Here is a 17234-nt window from a genome sequence, read left to right on the forward strand (position 1 = left end):
GTTCGAAGCCGCGCCGCAATCAGCGGCGGCGGCCTCCCCTGAGCTTCGACTTCCTGATCAGCCCTTCATACTGATGAGCGAGCAGATAGCCTTGCACCTGCGACACCGTGTCCATCGTCACGCTGACGACGATCAGGAGCGAGGTGCCACCAAAGTAGAACGGGACCGAGGCATAGGAAATCAGAATTTCCGGAATCAGGCAGACGATCGCCAGATAGATCGCGCCGAGCACCGTGATGCGCGACAGCACGTAGTCGATATATTCCGCCGTGCGCTCACCGGGCCGGATGCCCGGGATGAAGCCGCCATGCTTCTTGAGATTGTCCGCGGTCTCGGTCGGGTTGAACACGATCGCGGTGTAGAAGAAGGCGAAGAACACGATCAGCGCCAGATAGAGTAGCAGGAACAGCGGACGGCCGTGGCTGAGCTGGGTGGTGAGCCACTGGAACCACTCCGGTCCCTTGCCGGCGTTGAAGTTCGCGACCGTGGTCGGCAGCAGCAGCAACGACGAGGCGAAGATCGGCGGAATCACGCCCGAGGTGTTGAGCTTGAGCGGCAGATGCGAGGACTGGCCCTCGAACATCTTGTTGCCGACCTGGCGCTTCGGATACTGGATCAGCAGCCGGCGCTGGGCGCGTTCCATGAACACGATGAAGGCGATCACGGCGACCGCCATCACGATGACGATCAGGATCAGGCCGGTCGACATTGCGCCCTGGCGGCCGAGTTCCAGCATGTTGGCGAGCGCCGACGGCAGCTCGGCGACGATGCCGGACAGGATGATCAGCGAAATACCGTTGCCGATGCCGCGCGAGGTGATCTGCTCGCCGAGCCACATCAGGAACATGGTGCCGCCGGTCAACGTGATCGCGGTCGAGATCCGGAAGAACATGCCGGGGTCGCTGACGACGTTGCCGGCGCCTTCGAGGCCGATCGCGATGCCGTAGGACTGGAACAGCGCCAGGATCACCGTCAGATAGCGGGTGTACTGGTTCAGCGTCTTGCGGCCCGCCTCGCCTTCCTTCTTGAGCGCCTCGAGCTGCGGTGACACGGTGGTCAGCAGTTGCACGATGATCGATGCCGAGATGTACGGCATGATGTTGAGTGCGAAGATCGCCATGCGGTGGATGCCGCCGCCGGCGAACATGTTGAACATGCCGAGGATGCCGCCGGACTGGCTGCGGAACACCTGCTCCCAGATGTTGGGATCGATGCCGGGCAGCGGGATGTAGGTGCCCAGCCGATAAACAAGCAGCGCACCCAGGGTGAACCAGATGCGCTTCTTCAGCTCGTCGGCTTTCGCCAGCTGTCCGAAATTGAGGTTGGCGGCAAGTTGTTCGGCTGCTGAGACCATGTTCGGCTTTCTCCCGGAGCCCGCTTCGCCGACGCCCCAAGAACTCGTTCTATCGGGGCAATCGGCAGACACCGGACATTATCTGGTGCTCGGCCTCGATAAGTCCATCATTCGATCTGCGGATTGCCCGCGCCGTGCGCGGGCAATGACGCAGATGTTACGCCGCCTCGCCTTCTTCCTTGGCGGGGGCCAGGATCTTGACCGAGCCGCCGGCCTTTTCGACCGCGGCAATGGCCGACTTGGAAGCGCCATGCGCTTCGATGGTCAGCTTGGTCTTGATCTCGCCGCGGCCGAGCAGCCGCAGGCCGTCCTTGGCGCGGCGCAGCACGCCGGCCTTGACCAGCGTCTCGACGGTCACGGTCTCGCTGGCGTTGACCAGCTTGTTGTCGATCGCTTCCTGCAGACGGTCGAGATTGATCTCGGCGAAGTCGAGCCGGAAGATGTTGTTGAAGCCGCGCTTCGGCAGACGGCGATGCATCGGCATCTGGCCGCCTTCGAAACCCTTGATGCGGACGCCCGAACGCGCGGTCTGGCCCTTGCCGCCGCGGCCCGAGGTCTTGCCCTTGCCGGAACCGATGCCACGGCCGACACGCATGCGCTTCTTGCGCGAGCCGGCGTTGTCGGCGATATCGCTGAGCTTCATCGCCCTTCTCCTTATCTCTGCTTACTCGCCGACGACGCGGACGAGATGCTGAACCTTGCTGATCATGCCGCGAACTTCAGGAGTGTCCTGCAGCTCGGCAACCCGGCCGATCTTGTTGAGCTTGAGGCCGATCAGCGTCGAACGCTGCGAGTGATGGCGGCGGATCGCGCTGCCGGTCTGCTCGACCTTGATCGTCTTGCTGGCCTTGGCCATGACAGTAACTCCGAATAGCGCTTCGAAAAGCGCGCGTTGTTATTCCGCCACCACTTCGGCGTCGCCGCCGACGCGGCGCGACTGCAGGGTGGAGACCTTGATGTTGCGGCGCGCAGCCACCGAGCGCGGCGAATCCTGATGCTTCAGCGCGTCGAAGGTGGCGCGAACCATGTTGTAGGGATTCGACGAGCCGATCGACTTCGCCACCACGTCCTGGATGCCGAGCGTCTCGAACACCGCGCGCATCGGGCCGCCGGCGATGATGCCGGTACCCGCCGGAGCGGTGCGCAGATAGACGCGGCCGGCGCCGTGACGGCCGGCGACGTCGTGATGCAACGTGCGGCCTTCGCGCAGCGCGACGCGGGTCAGGTTGCGCTTCGCCGACTCGGTCGCCTTGCGGATCGCTTCCGGAACTTCGCGCGCCTTGCCGTGGCCGAAACCGACCCGGCCCTTCTGATCGCCGATCACGACCAGCGCCGCAAAGCCGAAGCGCTTGCCGCCCTTGACGACCTTCGCCACGCGATTGATGTGGACGAGCTTGTCGACGAACTCGCTGTCGCGCTCCTCGCGCTCCCTGCTCCGTTCGCGTCCGCCGCGTTCGCGTTCACCTGCCATGGTGTTTTCCAATCTCTAGGAGGCTTGCGCCTCTTTCCTCGTAATCGTTCAAATTCGGTTAGAAGCTGAGCCCGCCTTCGCGCGCCGCATCCGCGAGCGCCTTGACGCGCCCGTGATAGATGTAGGCGCCGCGATCGAACACGACTTCCTTGACACCCTTCTGCGCCGCGCGTTCCGCCAGCAGCTTGCCGACGGCCTTCGCCGCATCGATGTCGGCGCCGGTCTTGCCGGCGTCGCGCATGGTCTTCTCCAGCGACGAAGCGGAGGCGAGCGTCTCGCCCTTCTGGTCGTCGATGACCTGGGCGTAGATGTGCTTGGACGAGCGGAACACCGACAGCCGCGGACGGCCGCCTGCCGAGCGGCGAAGCGCAAGGCGCACGCGCTGCTTGCGCCGGGCATTCGTAACCTTGAGTGACATGACCGGCTCCGTTACTTCTTCTTGCCTTCCTTGCGGAAGATGAATTCGTTGGCGTACTTCACGCCCTTGCCCTTGTAGGGCTCCGGCGGACGGTAGGCGCGGATCTCTGCGGCGACCTGGCCGACGCGCTGCGGATCGTTGCCGGTGATCGTGATCTCGGTCGGCTTCGGCACCGCGATGGTGATGCCTTCCGGGATCGCGTAGACCACGTCGTGGCTGTAGCCGAGCGCGAGCTGCAGGTTCTTGCCCTGCATCGCGGCGCGGTAACCTACGCCGGTGATCTCGAGCTTCTTCTCGAAGCCCTTGGTGACGCCCTCGACGAGGTTGGCGACCTGCGCGCGCGCGGTGCCGTACATCGCCTGCGCACGGTTGGTCTTGACGCGCGGAGCGACCTTGACCTGGCCGTTCTCGAACTTCACCTCGACGTCGTCATGCACGACGAACTGAAGCGCGCCCTTCGGCCCCTTCACCTTCACCGTCTGGCCCTCGACAGTCGCCGTCACACCCGACGGGATCGTCACCGGCCGCTTGCCGATACGTGACATCGCAATATCCTTCCTCAGAACACCGTGAAGAGAACTTCGCCGCCCACATTGGCGTCGCGCGCCTCGTGGTCAGCCATGATTCCCTTCGGCGTCGACAACACCGAAATGCCGAGACCGTTGTTCACGCGCGGCAGGTTCTTCACCGAGGCGTAAACGCGGCGGCCCGGCTTCGACACCCGCTCGATCTCGCGGATCACGGGCTCGCCGTCGAAATACTTCAGCTCGATCTCGAGCTCGCTGCGGCCCGAGGCATGCTCGACGCTGGCGTAGCCGCGGATGTAACCCTCGGACTTCAGCACTTCGAGCACGTTGGCGCGCATCTTCGAGCCGGGGCTCGAGACCTTGGACTTCGAACGCATCTGCGCGTTGCGGATGCGGGTGATGAGATCGCTGATCGGATCGTGCGTAGACATTGTTCCGACCCTCCCCTTACCAGCTCGACTTCACGAGGCCGGGAACCAGGCCCTTGGAGCCGAGTTCACGCAGCGCGATGCGCGAGAGCTTGTTCTTGCGATAGTTCGAGCGCGGACGCCCGGTCAGCTCGCAACGGTTGCGGATGCGCGTCGGCGACGAGTTGCGCGGCATCTCGGCGAGCTTCAACGTCGCCGCGAAGCGCTCTTCCATCGGCTTGGTCTTGTCGGCGATGATCGCCTTCAGCTTCTCGCGGCGCGGGCCGGCGTTCTTCGCCATCCGCTTGCGCCGGTTGTTCTTCTCGACTGAACTCTTCTTTGCCATGCTTGGCTCCTGGGTATCCGCGTTTGAGTGGCTTTGGCTCAGCTACTCACTGCCGGAACGGGAAATTGAAAGCGGTCAACAAGGCACGTGCCTCGTCGTCGGTCTTGGCGGTGGTGCAGACCGTGATGTCCATGCCACGCGCTTCCGAGACCTTGTCGAAGTCGATCTCGGGGAAAATGATGTGCTCCTTGATGCCGAGCGAATAGTTGCCGCGGCCGTCGAAGCTCTTCGGGTTCAGGCCGCGGAAGTCGCGGACGCGGGGCAGCGCCACGTTCACCAGGCGGTCGATGAACTCGTACATATGGGCCTTGCGCAGCGTGACCTTGCAGCCGATCGGCTGGTTCTCACGCAGCTTGAAGGTCGCGATCGCGATCCGCGAATAGGTCACGATCGCCTTCTGGCCGGCGATCTGGGTCAGCTCGGCGGCGGCGGTCTCGGCCTTCTTGCGGTCGTTGACGGAGTCGCCCACGCCCATGTTGAGCACGACCTTGTCGAGGCGCGGCACCTGCATCACGTTGGCATAACCGAACTTCTCGGTCATCATGCCGCGGATCTTCTTGTCGTACTCCGCGCGCAGACGCGGCGTGTAAGCTGTATCAGCCATCGATCTCTGCTCCCGAGCTCTTGGCAACACGAACCTTCTTGCCATCGGCCTGAATCTTGAACCCGATGCGGGTCGGCTTTCCGTCCTTGCCGACATACGCAATGTTGGAAAGGTCGATCGGCATCTCCTTGGAGATGATGCCGCCTTCCTGGGTCTGGGTCTGCTTCTGGTGACGCTTCACCATGTTGATGCCGCGGACGAGAGCCTTGTTCTCGTCCGGACGCACCTCGAACACCTCGCCGGTGCGACCCTTGTCGCGGCCGGTGAGCACCATCACCTTGTCGCCCTTGCGGATCTTGGCAGCCATCACAGCACCTCCGGCGCGAGCGAAATGATCTTCATGTGGTTCTTGGCGCGCAGCTCGCGCGGCACCGGCCCGAAGATACGGGTGCCGACCGGCTCGGACTGATTGTTGATTAGCACGGCGGCGTTGCGGTCGAAACGGATGACCGAACCGTCGGCGCGGCGGATGTCCTTGCGGACCCGGACCACGACGGCCTTCATCACGTCGCCCTTCTTCACCTTGCCACGCGGAATGGCTTCCTTGATCGACACAACGATAACGTCGCCCACGGTGGCATAGCGGCGCTTGGAACCTCCAAGAACCTTGATGCACATGACACGGCGTGCGCCAGAATTATCGGCCACGTCGAGGTTGGTCTGCATCTGAATCATTGATGCACCTCGTCCTCTTTCTGCGCTTTAGCGCGCTCAAAATTTCCCTGAATGACTTCGGCCAGGCCGAGGTAATCAGGCCGTTTTCTTGTGTTCGCCCCGGACCACGGTCCAGCGCTTCAGCTTCGAGATCGGCTTCGATTCCTCGATCCAGACCATGTCGCCCGGCTTGAACTGGTTGTTCTCGTCGTGCGCGTGGTAGTTCTTGGAACGGCGGATCGTCTTCTTGTAGATCGGGTGGGTGAAGCGGCGATCGACGCGCACCACGATGGTCTTGGCTTGCTTGTCGCTGACGACCACGCCCTGCAGAGTACGTTTCGGCATAGCTGGCCCCTTACTTCTTCTTCGCGCGCAGCTGCGCGGCGATGGTCTTGATACGAGCGATGTCGCGGCGGGCTTCCCGCATCCGCGACGTGTTCTCCAGCTGCCCGGTGGCGCGCTGGAAACGCAGGTTGAAGCGTTCCTTCTTCAGGTTCAGGACCGCGTCTTCCCGCTGGTCGTCGCTCATCGCGCGAATGTCTTCAACTTTCATCTCGGCCATGGCGATTACTCCGCAATGCGCGCGACGAAGCGCGTCTTGATCGGCAGCTTGGCGGCGGCCAGCGACAGCGCTTCCTTAGCGGTCTGCACCGGCACGCCGTCGATCTCGAACATCACGCGGCCCGGCTTGATCCGGACCACCCACAATTCCGGCGCACCCTTGCCGGAGCCCATGCGGACTTCGGCGGGCTTCTTCGACACCGGCACGTCCGGGAACACGCGGATCCAGACGCGGCCGGCGCGCTTCATGTGACGGGTCAGCGCGCGGCGGGCGGCTTCGATCTGGCGGGCGGTGACGCGCTCAGGCTCCATCGCCTTCAGGCCGAACTGGCCGAACGCCAACGTCGCGCCAGAGGTCGCAACGCCGTGGATACGGCCCTTATGCGCCTTCCGGAACTTCGTTTTCTTAGGTTGCATCATGGCTTTAAGCCCTCAAATTCCTGCTTTGCCTCAAGCGGCGTCGCGGCGCGAACGCGGCGTGCTGTCGCCCTCGGCCATCTTCTTGTCCTGGGCCATCGGATCGTGCTCGAGGATCTCGCCCTTGAAGATCCAGACCTTGACGCCGCAGGTGCCGAAGGTCGTGAACGCGGTGGCAACGCCGTAGTCGACGTCGGCGCGCAGCGTGTGCAGCGGCACGCGACCTTCGCGATACCACTCCATGCGCGCGATTTCGGCGCCGCCGAGACGGCCCGAGCAGTTGATGCGGATGCCCTCGGCGCCGAGACGCATCGCCGACTGCACGGCGCGCTTCATGGCGCGGCGGAACGCGACGCGGCGCTCGAGCTGCTGGGCGATCGATTCAGCGACCAGGGTCGCGTCGAGCTCCGGCTTGCGGATTTCGACGATGTTGATCACGACGTCCGACGAGGTGATGTCGGCCACCTTCTTGCGCAGCTTGTCGATGTCGGCGCCCTTCTTGCCGATCACGACGCCCGGACGGGCCGAGTGGATCGTCACGCGGCACTTCTTGTGCGGACGCTCGATCACGATGCGGGCGACGGCCGCCTGCTTGAGCTCCTTGTGCAGGATCTCGCGGATCTTGACGTCTTCGTGCAGGAGCTTGCCGTATTCCTGCTTGCCGGCGAACCAACGGGAGTCCCAGGTCCGGTTGATGCCGAGACGCAGCCCGATTGGATTGATCTTTTGACCCATCGTCTTCTCCTGCGCCCTTCTTAAGCGCTTGCCTCGGCCTCGACCTGACGAACCACGATCGTCAGGTGCGAGAACGGTTTGAACACACGGCCCGAACGGCCACGGCCGCGCGGAGCAAAACGCTTCATCACGATGCCGTTGCCGACATGCGCCTCGGCGACGATCAGATCGTCGACCTCGAGGTCATGGTTGTTCTCGGCGTTGGCGATCGCCGATTCCAGGCACTTCTTGACGTCGACCGCGATCCGCTTGCGCGAGAACTGCAGGTCGGCGAGCGCAGCGGACGCCTTGCGGCCGCGGATCAGCTGCGCCACCAGGTTCAGCTTCTGCGGGCTGACGCGCAGCATGCGGGCGACGGCCTTGGCCTCATTGTCCGCGAGGCTACGTTCGCGCTTTGGTTTGCTCATCGTCTATTCCTCAAGCCTTCTTGGCTTTCTTGTCGCCCGAGTGGCCGTGGAAGGTCCGGGTCGGCGAGAACTCGCCGAACTTGTGACCCACCATTTCCTCGTTGATCGCCACCGGCACATGCTTCTGGCCGTTGTAGACACCGAAGGTCAGGCCGACGAACTGCGGCAGGATGGTGGAGCGGCGGCTCCAGATCTTGATGACGTCGTGACGGCCGGACGCGCGGGCGGCATCTGCCTTCTTGAGCAGAGAACCCTCGACGAACGGGCCTTTCCAGACTGAACGAACCATGTCCGGCGTTCCTTACTTCTTCCGCTTGTGGCGGCTGAGGAGAATGAATTTGTTGGTCGACTTGTTGGTGCGGGTCTTCTTGCCCTTGGTCGGCTTGCCCCACGGAGTAACCGGGTGACGACCGCCCGAGGTACGACCCTCACCACCGCCGTGCGGATGGTCGATCGGGTTCATGACGACGCCGCGGTTATGCGGACGCCAGCCGAGCCAGCGGGTACGACCGGCCTTGCCGATCGAGATGTTCATGTGATCCGGGTTCGAGACTGCACCGATCGTGCCGCGGCAACGGCCGTGCACGAGACGCTGCTCGCCCGAGTTCAGGCGGACGATCACGTAATCCTGGTCGCGGCCGACGATCTGGGCGTAGGTGCCGGCGGAGCGCGCCAGCTGGCCGCCCTTGCCGATCTTCAGCTCGATGTTGTGCACGATCGTGCCGACCGGCATGTTGCCGAGCGGCATGACGTTGCCCGGCTTCACGTCGACGTAGTTGCCGGCGACGACGGTGTCGCCCGCGGCCAGACGCTGCGGCGCCAGGATGTAGGCGAGCTCGCCGTCCTGGTACTTGATCAGCGCGATGAACGCGGTGCGGTTCGGATCGTACTCCAGCCGCTCCACGACCGCCGGCATGTCCACCTTGTCGCGGCGGAAGTCGACGGTCCGGTAGGCCTTCTTGTGGCCGCCGCCGCGGAAACGCACGGTGATGCGACCGGTGTTGTTGCGACCGCCATTGCCGAGCTTGCCCTCGGTCAGGGTCTTCACCGGCTTGCCCTTGTAGAGCGCCGAACGATCGACCATGACCAGCTGGCGCTGGCCCGGCGTCGTGGGATTGTAGGTTTTCAATGCCATCGTCGTTGCGCCTTATAGTCCGGTAGTCACGTCGATGCGGTGGCCCTCTTCCAGGGTCACGATCGCGCGCTTGGTGTCCGACTGCGAGCCGAGATTGCCGCGGAACACCTTGGTCTTGCCCTTGCGAACGAGCGTGTTGACGCTCTTCACCTTGACGTCGAACAGCTTCTCGACCGCTTCCTTGATCTGCGGCTTGGTCGCCTTGCCGGCGACCTTGAACAGCACCTTGTTGTGCTCGGAGGCGAGCGTCGCCTTTTCCGTCACGACCGGCGAGATGATGACGTCGTAGTGGCGCGGATCGATGTTCTTCATTTGAAGCGCGCCTCCAGCGCATCAACCGCAGCCTTGGTCAGAACCAGCTTCTGGCGGCGGAGAATGTCATAGACGTTGATGCCCTGGATCGGCAGCACGTCGATGTTCGGGATGTTGCGGGCCGCGGTCGCGAAACCGGCGTTCAGCTCGGCGCCGTCGATGATCAGCGCGTTGGTGAGCCCGAGGCCGGAGAAGTGACCGAGCAGCGCCTTGGTCTTGGCGGCCTCGAGCTGCGCATTGTCGATCACGATCAGCCCGCCGTCCTTGGCCTTGGCCGACAGCGCATGCTTCAGCGCGAGCGCACGCACCTTCTTCGGCAGGTCGGTCGCATGGGAGCGAACCACCGGACCGAACGCACGGCCACCGCCGCGGAACTGCGGCACGCGAGCCGAGCCGTGACGGGCGCCGCCGGTGCCCTTCTGCTTGTACATCTTCTTGCCGGTGCGCCAGACGTCGGCGCGGCCCTGGGCCTTGTGGGTGCCGGCCTGACGCTTGTTCAGCTGCCACTGCACGCAGCGCTGAATGATGTCGGCGCGGGGCTCGAGACCGAAGATCGCATCCGAGAGCTCGACGGATCCGGCGTCCTTGCCTTCAAGGGTCGTGACTTTCAGTTCCATCTCACGCGCCCTCCTTCTCGGCGGCAGCCTCGGCAGCTTCGCCGCCGGCAACCTTGAACTTGCCGGGCTTCGGGGCTTCCTTCGGCAGCGGCTTCTTGACCGCGTCGCGCACCGAGATCCAGCCGCCCTTGGAGCCGGGAACGGCGCCTTCGACGAGGATCAGGCCGCGCTCGACGTCGGTCTGCACCACGCGCAGATTGAGCGTGGTGATGCGGTCGACGCCCATGTGGCCGGGCATCTTCTTGTTCTTCCAAGTCTTGCCGGGGTCCTGACGGCCACCGGTCGAACCGATCGAGCGGTGCGAGATCGACACACCGTGGGTGGCGCGCAGACCGCCGAAATTCCAGCGCTTCATGCCGCCGGCGAAGCCCTTACCGATCGAGGTGCCGGTCACGTCGACGAACTGGCCGACCACGAAATGGTCCGCCTGGATTTCCGCGCCGACCGGGATCAGCGCGTCCTCGGACACGCGGAACTCGGCGACCTTGCGCTTCGGCTCGACCTTGGCAACTGCGAACTGGCCGCGTTCGGCCTTGGGCATGTACACGGTCTTGCGGGCGCCCGAACCGAGCTGCAGAGCGACATAGCCGTTCTTCTCGGTCGTGCGGTGGCCCAGCACCTGGCAGTTGCCCAACTTCAGCACGGTCACAGGGATATGCTCGCCGGTCTCCGTAAAGACCCGCGTCATCCCGACCTTTTGTGCGATCACTCCGGAGCGCATCGGCGTGCTTCCTGTCTTTCTGTCCGCAAGCGGCGGACGTAAAAATCCAAAACCTTAGAGCTTGATCTCGACGTCGACACCGGCGGCCAGGTCGAGCTTCATCAGCGCATCGACGGTCTGCGGGGTCGGATCGACAATGTCGAGGAGGCGCTTGTGAGTGCGCATCTCGAATTGCTCGCGGCTCTTCTTGTCAACGTGCGGCGAACGGTTGACGGTGAACTTCTCGATGCGGGTCGGCAGCGGAATCGGTCCGCGAACCTGCGCACCGGTGCGCTTCGCCGTGTTCACGATCTCGCGGGTCGACGTATCGAGGATTCGATGGTCGAACGCCTTGAGACGGATGCGAATATTTTGGCCGTTCATTGCCGTATTCTTTCTTTAGTGAGTGGCGAGTAGCGAATAGCGAATGGTGCCCCACCCGCTACTCGCCATTCCCTATTCGCGTACTTACTCGATGATGGCGGCGACGACGCCGGCGCCGACGGTGCGGCCGCCTTCGCGGATCGCGAAGCGCAGCTTCTCTTCCATCGCGATCGGCACGATCAGGTGCACTTCCATCGCGATGTTGTCGCCCGGCATCACCATCTCGGTGCCTTCCGGCAGATGCACGACACCGGTCACGTCGGTGGTGCGGAAGTAGAACTGCGGACGGTAGTTGGTGAAGAACGGGGTGTGACGACCGCCCTCTTCCTTGGTGAGGATGTAAGCCTCAGCCTTGAACTTGGTGTGCGGCTTGACCGAACCGGGCTTGCACAGCACCTGGCCACGCTCGACTTCCTCGCGCTTGGTGCCGCGAAGCAGCGCACCGATGTTGTCGCCGGCCTGGCCCTGATCAAGCAGCTTGCGGAACATTTCGACGCCGGTGACGATGGTCTTCTGGGTGTCGCGGATACCGACGATTTCGATTTCCTCGCCGACCTTGATCACGCCGCGCTCGACACGGCCGGTGACGACGGTGCCGCGGCCCGAGATCGAGAACACGTCTTCAACCGGCATCAGGAACGGCTGGTCGATCGGACGCTCCGGCTGCGGGATGTATTCGTCGACATTGCGCATCAGCTCGAGGATGGCGTCGTGGCCGAGCTTCTTGTCCTTGTCTTCGAGGGCGGCGAGCGCCGAACCCTTGATGATCGGAATGTCATCACCCGGGAACTCGTACTTCGAGAGCAGCTCGCGAACTTCCATCTCGACGAGCTCGAGCAGCTCCGGATCGTCGACCATGTCACACTTGTTGAGGAACACGACGAGCGCGGGCACGCCGACCTGGCGGGCGAGCAGGATGTGCTCGCGGGTCTGCGGCATCGGGCCGTCAGCAGCCGACACCACCAGGATCGCGCCGTCCATCTGCGCGGCGCCGGTGATCATGTTCTTCACGTAGTCGGCGTGGCCGGGGCAGTCGACGTGAGCATAGTGGCGGTTGGTCGTCTCGTACTCGACGTGAGCGGTCGAGATCGTGATGCCGCGCGCCTTCTCTTCCGGCGCCTTGTCGATCTGGTCGTAGGCGGTGAACGTCGCGCCGCCGGTCTCTGCAAGCACCTTGGTGATCGCTGCGGTCAGCGAGGTCTTGCCATGGTCGACGTGACCGATGGTGCCGATGTTGCAGTGGGGCTTGTTACGCTCGAATTTTGCTTTGGCCATTTGACTCTCCGTTCAGTCGTTAGCTGCTAACCAACGACAATCAAGCAAACTTTTTCTGGACTTCAGCCGACACGTTCGCCGGAGCTTCGGCGTAGTGATCGAACTGCATGGTGAAGGTCGCGCGACCCTGGCTCATCGAGCGCAGGTTGTTCACGTAACCGAACATGTTCATGAGCGGCACCATCGCGTTGATGACGTTGGCATTGCCGCGCATGTCTTGGCCCTGGATCTGGCCGCGCCGGGAATTCAGGTCGCCGATGACCGAACCGGTGTAGTCTTCCGGGGTCACCACCTCGACCTTCATGATCGGCTCGAGCAGAACGGACTTGCCCATCTGCAGCGCCTCGCGGAAGCAGGCGCGCGTGGCGATTTCGAAGGCCAGCGCCGACGAGTCGACGTCGTGGAACTTGCCGTCGATCAGCTGCACCTTGACGTCGACGATCGGGAAGCCCGCGACCACGCCGGAGGACAGCACGCTCTCGAGACCCTTTTCGACGCCGGGGATATATTCCTTCGGCACCGCGCCGCCGACGATCTTCGATTCGAACTCGTAGCCCTTCCCGGCTTCGTTCGGCTCGACGATGATCGTCACGGCCGCGAACTGACCGGTACCGCCGGTCTGCTTCTTGTGGGTGTAGCTGTGCTCGACCCGCTTGGTGACACGCTCACGGAACGCCACCTGCGGCGCGCCGATGTTGGCGTCGACCTTGTAGGTGCGCTTGAGGATGTCGACCTTGATGTCGAGATGCAGTTCGCCCATGCCCTTGAGGATGGTCTGGCCGGACTCGTGGTCGGTCGACACGCGGAAGGACGGATCCTCCGCGGCGAGCTTGGCCAGCGCCACGCCCAGCTTCTCCTGGTCGGCCTTCGACTTCGGCTCGATCGCGATCTCGATCACCGGCTCCGGGAATTCCATCTTCTCGAGGATGACAGGCTTGTTGGGATCGCACAGCGTGTCGCCGGTGCGCGCTTCCTTCAGGCCGGCCAGCGCGACGATGTCGCCGGCATAGGCTTCCTTGATGTCTTCGCGGTTGTTCGCATGCATCAGCAGCATGCGGCCGATACGTTCCTTCTTCTCGCGGGTCGAGTTCACGACGCCGGTGCCCGAGGCAAGGATGCCCGAGTAGATGCGGCAGAAGGTGATGGTGCCGACGAAGGGGTCGTCCATGATCTTGAACGCGAGCAGCGCCAGCGGCTCCTTGTCGTCCGCCTTGCGCACGACCTCGTTGCCATCCTCGTCGGTGCCCTTGATCGCGGGCACGTCGATCGGCGACGGCAGGTAGTCGACGACGGCATCGAGCAGCGGCTGCACGCCCTTGTTCTTGAACGCCGAGCCGCACAGCACCGGATAGAACGCACCGGTCAGCACGGCCTTGCGGATCAGGCGCTTCAGGGTCGCCTCGTCCGGCTCCTTGCCGTCGAGGAAGGCGGCCAAAGCGTCGTCGTCGAGCTCGACGGCGGCCTCCACCATCTTCTCGCGATATTCCTTGGCCTGCTCGACCAGATCTTCCGGGATGTCGACATAGTCGAACTTGGCGCCGAGCGATTCATCGTTCCAGATGACGCCCTTCATCTTCACGAGGTCGACGAGACCCTTGAAGTTGCTCTCGGCGCCGATCGGAAGCTGGATCGCGATCGGCTTGGCGCCGAGGCGGTCGACGATGTCGGACAGGCACTTGAAGAAGTCGGCGCCGGTCTTGTCCATCTTGTTGGCGAAGACGATGCGCGGAACCTTGTACTTGTCGCCCTGGCGCCAGACGGTCTCGGTCTGCGGCTCGACGCCCTGGTTTGAGTCGAGAACGCAAACGGCGCCGTCGAGCACGCGCAGCGAACGCTCGACTTCAATGGTGAAGTCGACGTGGCCGGGGGTGTCGATGATGTTCAGGCGCTTGCCGTTCCAGAACGCGGTGGTCGCAGCCGAGGTGATCGTGATGCCACGCTCCTGCTCCTGCTCCATCCAGTCCATCGTCGCGGCACCTTCGTGCACTTCGCCGATCTTGTGGCTCTTGCCGGTGTAATACAGGATGCGCTCGGTGGTCGTGGTCTTGCCGGCGTCGATATGCGCCATGATACCGAAGTTGCGGTAGTCCTCGATGGCATGTTGGCGGGGCATGAGACTGTTCCTTAGATTCCGTTGTTCGCCTTACCAGCGATAGTGCGAGAACGCGCGGTTGGCTTCCGCCATCCGGTGCACGTCTTCACGCTTCTTGACCGCGTTGCCGCGGTTGTTCGAGGCGTCGAGCAGCTCCGCCGAGAGGCGCTCCGTCATAGTCTTCTCGTTGCGCTCGCGGGCAGCCGAGATCAGCCAGCGGATGCCGAGCGCCTGACGGCGCACCGAACGGACTTCCACCGGAACCTGGTAGGTCGCGCCGCCGACGCGGCGGGAGCGAACCTCGATGGTCGGCATCACGTTCTCGAGCGCCTGCTCGAACACGCCGAGCGGGTTCTGCTTGGTCTTGGTCTCGATCATGCCGAGCGCACCGTAGACGATGTTTTCGGCAACCGACTTCTTCCCGGCGTACATCACCGAGTTCATGAACTTCGTAATGATGATGTTCCCGAACTTCGGATCCGGAAGAACTTCACGCTTCTCGGCAGAATGGCGACGCGACATCTGATCGTTTCCCGCTTACTTCGGACGCTTCGCGCCGTACTTCGAACGACGCTGCTTACGGTTCTTGACGCCCTGGGTATCCAGCACGCCGCGGAGGATGTGGTAGCGCACGCCGGGCAAGTCCTTGACGCGGCCGCCGCGGATCATGACCACCGAGTGCTCCTGAAGGTTATGGCCTTCACCCGGGATGTAGCCGATCACCTCGAAGCCGTTGGTCAGGCGCACCTTGGCGACCTTACGAAGCGCCGAGTTCGGCTTCTTCGGGGTCGTGGTGTAGACGCGCGTGCACACGCCGCGCTTCTGCGGCGACTGCTGCAGCGCCGGCACCTTCTTACGCGACTTCTGCACTTCTCGCGGTTTTGCGATCAGCTGGTTGATCGTCGGCATGCAGCCTTCACCCTTTAGTTCGCGCGAAAACCTTGAATGGCTCCGCAAATTTCTTCTCGGGACTAGCCGCCCCGCACGGCCCGCTCGACGCGAATCAAATACCCGCGCAAAGCGAAATCGCGCCAACCACTCATCGCTGAGCGGAAAGCGCATCGACGCCACAGAGGACCGCGATCCCGAACCGTTCAGCGTTCGCTGTCCGGTCCGCCACCGAGGTCATGCATCCGAATTCACTCTCAAGAGGACGTGCTCAAGAGAACCAAAATCGTCCTGGCATTGCCTAGCTATCATCGACAGCGTTTGAGCGGCATTCGTCGAGGTTGGTGCCCGTCCGGCTCCTGAAAAAGGGCCTTCGGGTGTTCCGTTCCGACGCTGGCGTAGCTCACCGCCTGTCGTTAAGTGGGCGCCTTGTATAATCGAGAGATAGTGAAGTCAAGCAAAACGACAAGCAAAGAAACGCCTCTGCCGCTTGCGGATTTCGCATTCCGCCGACGCCCGCCGGGCGACGAAATATGACAGCTTCCATGCCTCCCCTCGCCCAATCCGAATCGTCGGCACGACAACGGGCTCATGTTTCACCCGGGTAAAATATGAATAGAAACAATTCTCCCCAGTTTCGGCCTGAAGGCAAATTTCGAAACTAAGCCTTTATTTGCCATTCGCAGCGCAAAAATCGCGACTACGGCCACGGAAGCTCTCATGCGGTACACCGACATCGCGATCATCGGCGGAGGTCTTGCGGGCTCGATCGCAGCCGCCATGCTCGGCCGTGCCGGAATACCGACCGTGCTGATCGACCCGCACCGGGTCTATCCCTTCGATTTCCGCGTCGAAAAGATCGGCGGCGACCTCCAGCTCGAGCGATTCGCCAGGACCGGCCTTGCCGAATCCGTGCTCCGCTCGGCGACACTGGACGGCGAGAACTGGATCGCGCGATTCGGCTTTCTGCTCGACCGGCAGCCCAGCCGGCAGTACGGCATCATGTACGACGCGCTGATCGCGGCGATTCGGGACGAAATCGCGGGGCCGGCGGAGTTCATCTGCGACAAGGTCGTCGACGTCGCGACCAGCTCCGAACGGCAGAAGGTCGTGCTTTCCAACGGCGAGGAGATCTCGGCACGCCTCGTGGTGCTCGCCAACGGCCTGAACGTCGGGCTGCGCCGGATGCTCGGCATCGAGCGGCTGGTCACCAGCAATTGCCACTCGATCTCGCTCGGCTTCGATTTCGTCCCCGTCGGCCGGCCCGCCTTCCCGTTCGCGGCCATGACCTATTTCTCGGAGCGGCCGAGCGACCTCATCCCCTACATCACGCTGTTTCCGATCGGAAACCGGATGCGCGCCAACCTCTTCACCTACCGCCAGGCCGACGACCCCTGGCTGCGGACGATGCGGCGCAATCCGGTCGAGACCCTGAACGCCGCGCTGCCGCGGCTGCGCCGGCTCACCGGCGAATTCGGCGTCGCCGGCGACATCAAGGTCCGGCCCGCCGACGTCTATGTCAGCACCGGCTATCGGCAGGCCGGCGTCGTCCTGGTCGGCGACGCCTTCGCCAGCACCTGCCCGGTCACCGGCACCGGAACCGACAAGGTGTTCACCGACGTGTCCCAGCTCTGCAACGTCCATATCCCGGCCTGGCTTGCCACCGACGGCATGGGCGAGGAGAAGATTGCCGCGTTCTACGACGATCCGGTCAAGACCGAATGCGACGCCTGGTCGAACGCCAAGGCCTTCAGCTTCCGCGAGGTATCGATCGGCAGCGGCCCCTACTGGCAGGCCCAGCGCTGGGCGCGCTTCCTCGGCTATCTCGGCCGCGGCACGCTGCGCCGGCTGCACCGCCCGCAGGCGGCCTCGGCAACACGGACGGCCAATCAGTTCCGGCAACGTCCGCAGGCGGCGGACAGGGCGTAGC

At 63.5% G+C, this 17234-nt stretch carries 27 protein-coding genes; 1 reads left to right on the plus strand and 26 read right to left on the minus strand.

Features of this window, described 5'->3' with window-relative positions:
- Positions 1-19: 19 nt before the first annotated feature.
- The 26 genes from secY to rpsL form a co-directional block, all read right to left on the minus strand.
- On the minus strand, positions 20-1354 hold the full coding sequence (secY, locus tag QDT69_RS11400) for a preprotein translocase subunit SecY (protein WP_024578584.1): 1335 nt from the start codon (positions 1352-1354) through the stop codon (positions 20-22).
- A 157-nt stretch (positions 1355-1511) separates the two neighbouring features.
- On the minus strand, positions 1512-1997 hold the full coding sequence (gene rplO, locus QDT69_RS11405; RefSeq protein ID WP_050625745.1) for a 50S ribosomal protein L15: 486 nt from the start codon (positions 1995-1997) through the stop codon (positions 1512-1514).
- Between the two features lie 21 nt (positions 1998-2018).
- Positions 2019-2210: a 50S ribosomal protein L30 gene (gene rpmD, locus QDT69_RS11410; RefSeq protein ID WP_024578582.1), complete on the minus strand. Its 192-nt coding sequence runs from the start codon at positions 2208-2210 to the stop codon at positions 2019-2021.
- A 39-nt stretch (positions 2211-2249) separates the two neighbouring features.
- Positions 2250-2825: a 30S ribosomal protein S5 gene (rpsE, locus tag QDT69_RS11415; protein WP_021081649.1), complete on the minus strand. Its 576-nt coding sequence runs from the start codon at positions 2823-2825 to the stop codon at positions 2250-2252.
- A 58-nt stretch (positions 2826-2883) separates the two neighbouring features.
- Positions 2884-3243, minus strand: a complete 360-nt coding sequence (gene rplR / locus QDT69_RS11420) for a 50S ribosomal protein L18 (protein ID WP_016843760.1) — start codon at positions 3241-3243, stop codon at positions 2884-2886.
- Positions 3244-3254: 11 nt separating this feature from the next.
- A complete protein-coding gene (rplF, locus tag QDT69_RS11425; protein ID WP_021081650.1) occupies positions 3255-3788 on the minus strand; it encodes a 50S ribosomal protein L6 in 534 nt (177 codons plus the stop codon).
- 14 nt (positions 3789-3802) lie between these two features.
- Positions 3803-4201, minus strand: a complete 399-nt coding sequence (gene rpsH / locus QDT69_RS11430; RefSeq protein WP_021081651.1) for a 30S ribosomal protein S8 — start codon at positions 4199-4201, stop codon at positions 3803-3805.
- 16 nt (positions 4202-4217) lie between these two features.
- Positions 4218-4523, minus strand: coding sequence for a 30S ribosomal protein S14 (rpsN, locus tag QDT69_RS11435; RefSeq protein ID WP_016843757.1), 306 nt, complete (start codon positions 4521-4523; stop codon positions 4218-4220).
- Between the two features lie 46 nt (positions 4524-4569).
- Entirely contained in the window at positions 4570-5127 is a 558-nt protein-coding gene (gene rplE, locus QDT69_RS11440; RefSeq protein ID WP_050420398.1) for a 50S ribosomal protein L5, read from the minus strand.
- Entirely contained in the window at positions 5120-5434 is a 315-nt protein-coding gene (gene rplX, locus QDT69_RS11445) for a 50S ribosomal protein L24 (protein WP_016843755.1), read from the minus strand. Before rplX ends, rplE begins: the two co-directional genes overlap by 8 nt.
- Positions 5434-5802: a 50S ribosomal protein L14 gene (rplN, locus tag QDT69_RS11450; protein WP_011473865.1), complete on the minus strand. Its 369-nt coding sequence runs from the start codon at positions 5800-5802 to the stop codon at positions 5434-5436. The genes rplX and rplN overlap by 1 nt, the downstream gene beginning before the upstream one ends.
- 75 nt (positions 5803-5877) lie before the next feature.
- Positions 5878-6126: a 30S ribosomal protein S17 gene (rpsQ, locus tag QDT69_RS11455; protein WP_016843754.1), complete on the minus strand. Its 249-nt coding sequence runs from the start codon at positions 6124-6126 to the stop codon at positions 5878-5880.
- A gap of 10 nt (positions 6127-6136) precedes the next feature.
- Positions 6137-6343 carry a 50S ribosomal protein L29 gene (gene rpmC, locus QDT69_RS11460; RefSeq protein WP_021081654.1) on the minus strand — a complete coding sequence of 69 codons (207 nt, stop codon included), beginning with the start codon at positions 6341-6343 and terminating at the stop codon, positions 6137-6139.
- A gap of 5 nt (positions 6344-6348) precedes the next feature.
- A complete protein-coding gene (rplP, locus tag QDT69_RS11465; protein WP_016843752.1) occupies positions 6349-6762 on the minus strand; it encodes a 50S ribosomal protein L16 in 414 nt (137 codons plus the stop codon).
- 30 nt (positions 6763-6792) lie between these two features.
- The gene (rpsC, locus tag QDT69_RS11470; protein ID WP_097675076.1) at positions 6793-7494 is read right to left on the minus strand and encodes a 30S ribosomal protein S3; all 702 of its coding nucleotides are present in this window, start codon (positions 7492-7494) and stop codon (positions 6793-6795) included.
- A 20-nt stretch (positions 7495-7514) separates the two neighbouring features.
- On the minus strand, positions 7515-7901 hold the full coding sequence (rplV, locus tag QDT69_RS11475; protein WP_050420397.1) for a 50S ribosomal protein L22: 387 nt from the start codon (positions 7899-7901) through the stop codon (positions 7515-7517).
- Positions 7902-7911: 10 nt separating this feature from the next.
- Complete coding sequence (gene rpsS, locus QDT69_RS11480; protein WP_018272137.1) at positions 7912-8190, minus strand: 30S ribosomal protein S19; 279 nt, start codon at positions 8188-8190, stop codon at positions 7912-7914.
- A gap of 12 nt (positions 8191-8202) precedes the next feature.
- Positions 8203-9036, minus strand: a complete 834-nt coding sequence (gene rplB / locus QDT69_RS11485) for a 50S ribosomal protein L2 (RefSeq protein ID WP_021081655.1) — start codon at positions 9034-9036, stop codon at positions 8203-8205.
- Positions 9037-9048: 12 nt separating this feature from the next.
- Entirely contained in the window at positions 9049-9348 is a 300-nt protein-coding gene (locus QDT69_RS11490; RefSeq protein WP_016843746.1) for a 50S ribosomal protein L23, read from the minus strand.
- Positions 9345-9965, minus strand: coding sequence for a 50S ribosomal protein L4 (gene rplD, locus QDT69_RS11495; protein ID WP_050420396.1), 621 nt, complete (start codon positions 9963-9965; stop codon positions 9345-9347). Before rplD ends, QDT69_RS11490 begins: the two co-directional genes overlap by 4 nt.
- Before the next feature lies 1 nt (position 9966).
- A complete protein-coding gene (gene rplC, locus QDT69_RS11500) occupies positions 9967-10686 on the minus strand; it encodes a 50S ribosomal protein L3 (protein ID WP_279706650.1) in 720 nt (239 codons plus the stop codon).
- A gap of 54 nt (positions 10687-10740) precedes the next feature.
- A complete protein-coding gene (gene rpsJ, locus QDT69_RS11505) occupies positions 10741-11049 on the minus strand; it encodes a 30S ribosomal protein S10 (protein ID WP_002712302.1) in 309 nt (102 codons plus the stop codon).
- 84 nt (positions 11050-11133) lie between these two features.
- The gene (tuf, locus tag QDT69_RS11510; RefSeq protein WP_146991522.1) at positions 11134-12324 is read right to left on the minus strand and encodes an elongation factor Tu; all 1191 of its coding nucleotides are present in this window, start codon (positions 12322-12324) and stop codon (positions 11134-11136) included.
- 40 nt (positions 12325-12364) lie between these two features.
- A complete protein-coding gene (gene fusA, locus QDT69_RS11515) occupies positions 12365-14437 on the minus strand; it encodes an elongation factor G (RefSeq protein ID WP_279706651.1) in 2073 nt (690 codons plus the stop codon).
- Between the two features lie 30 nt (positions 14438-14467).
- Complete coding sequence (rpsG, locus tag QDT69_RS11520; protein WP_050625739.1) at positions 14468-14938, minus strand: 30S ribosomal protein S7; 471 nt, start codon at positions 14936-14938, stop codon at positions 14468-14470.
- Between the two features lie 15 nt (positions 14939-14953).
- Positions 14954-15325, minus strand: coding sequence for a 30S ribosomal protein S12 (gene rpsL, locus QDT69_RS11525; protein ID WP_028168167.1), 372 nt, complete (start codon positions 15323-15325; stop codon positions 14954-14956).
- Positions 15326-16024: 699 nt separating this feature from the next.
- On the opposite strand from rpsL, the gene QDT69_RS11530 reads away from it, so the two are divergent.
- The gene (locus tag QDT69_RS11530; RefSeq protein WP_279706652.1) at positions 16025-17233 is read left to right on the plus strand and encodes an NAD(P)/FAD-dependent oxidoreductase; all 1209 of its coding nucleotides are present in this window, start codon (positions 16025-16027) and stop codon (positions 17231-17233) included.
- Position 17234 lies beyond the last annotated feature (1 nt).

The sequence above is a fragment of the Bradyrhizobium sp. CER78 genome, assembly GCF_029846235.1.
Taxonomy (GTDB): Bacteria; Pseudomonadota; Alphaproteobacteria; order Rhizobiales; family Xanthobacteraceae; genus Bradyrhizobium.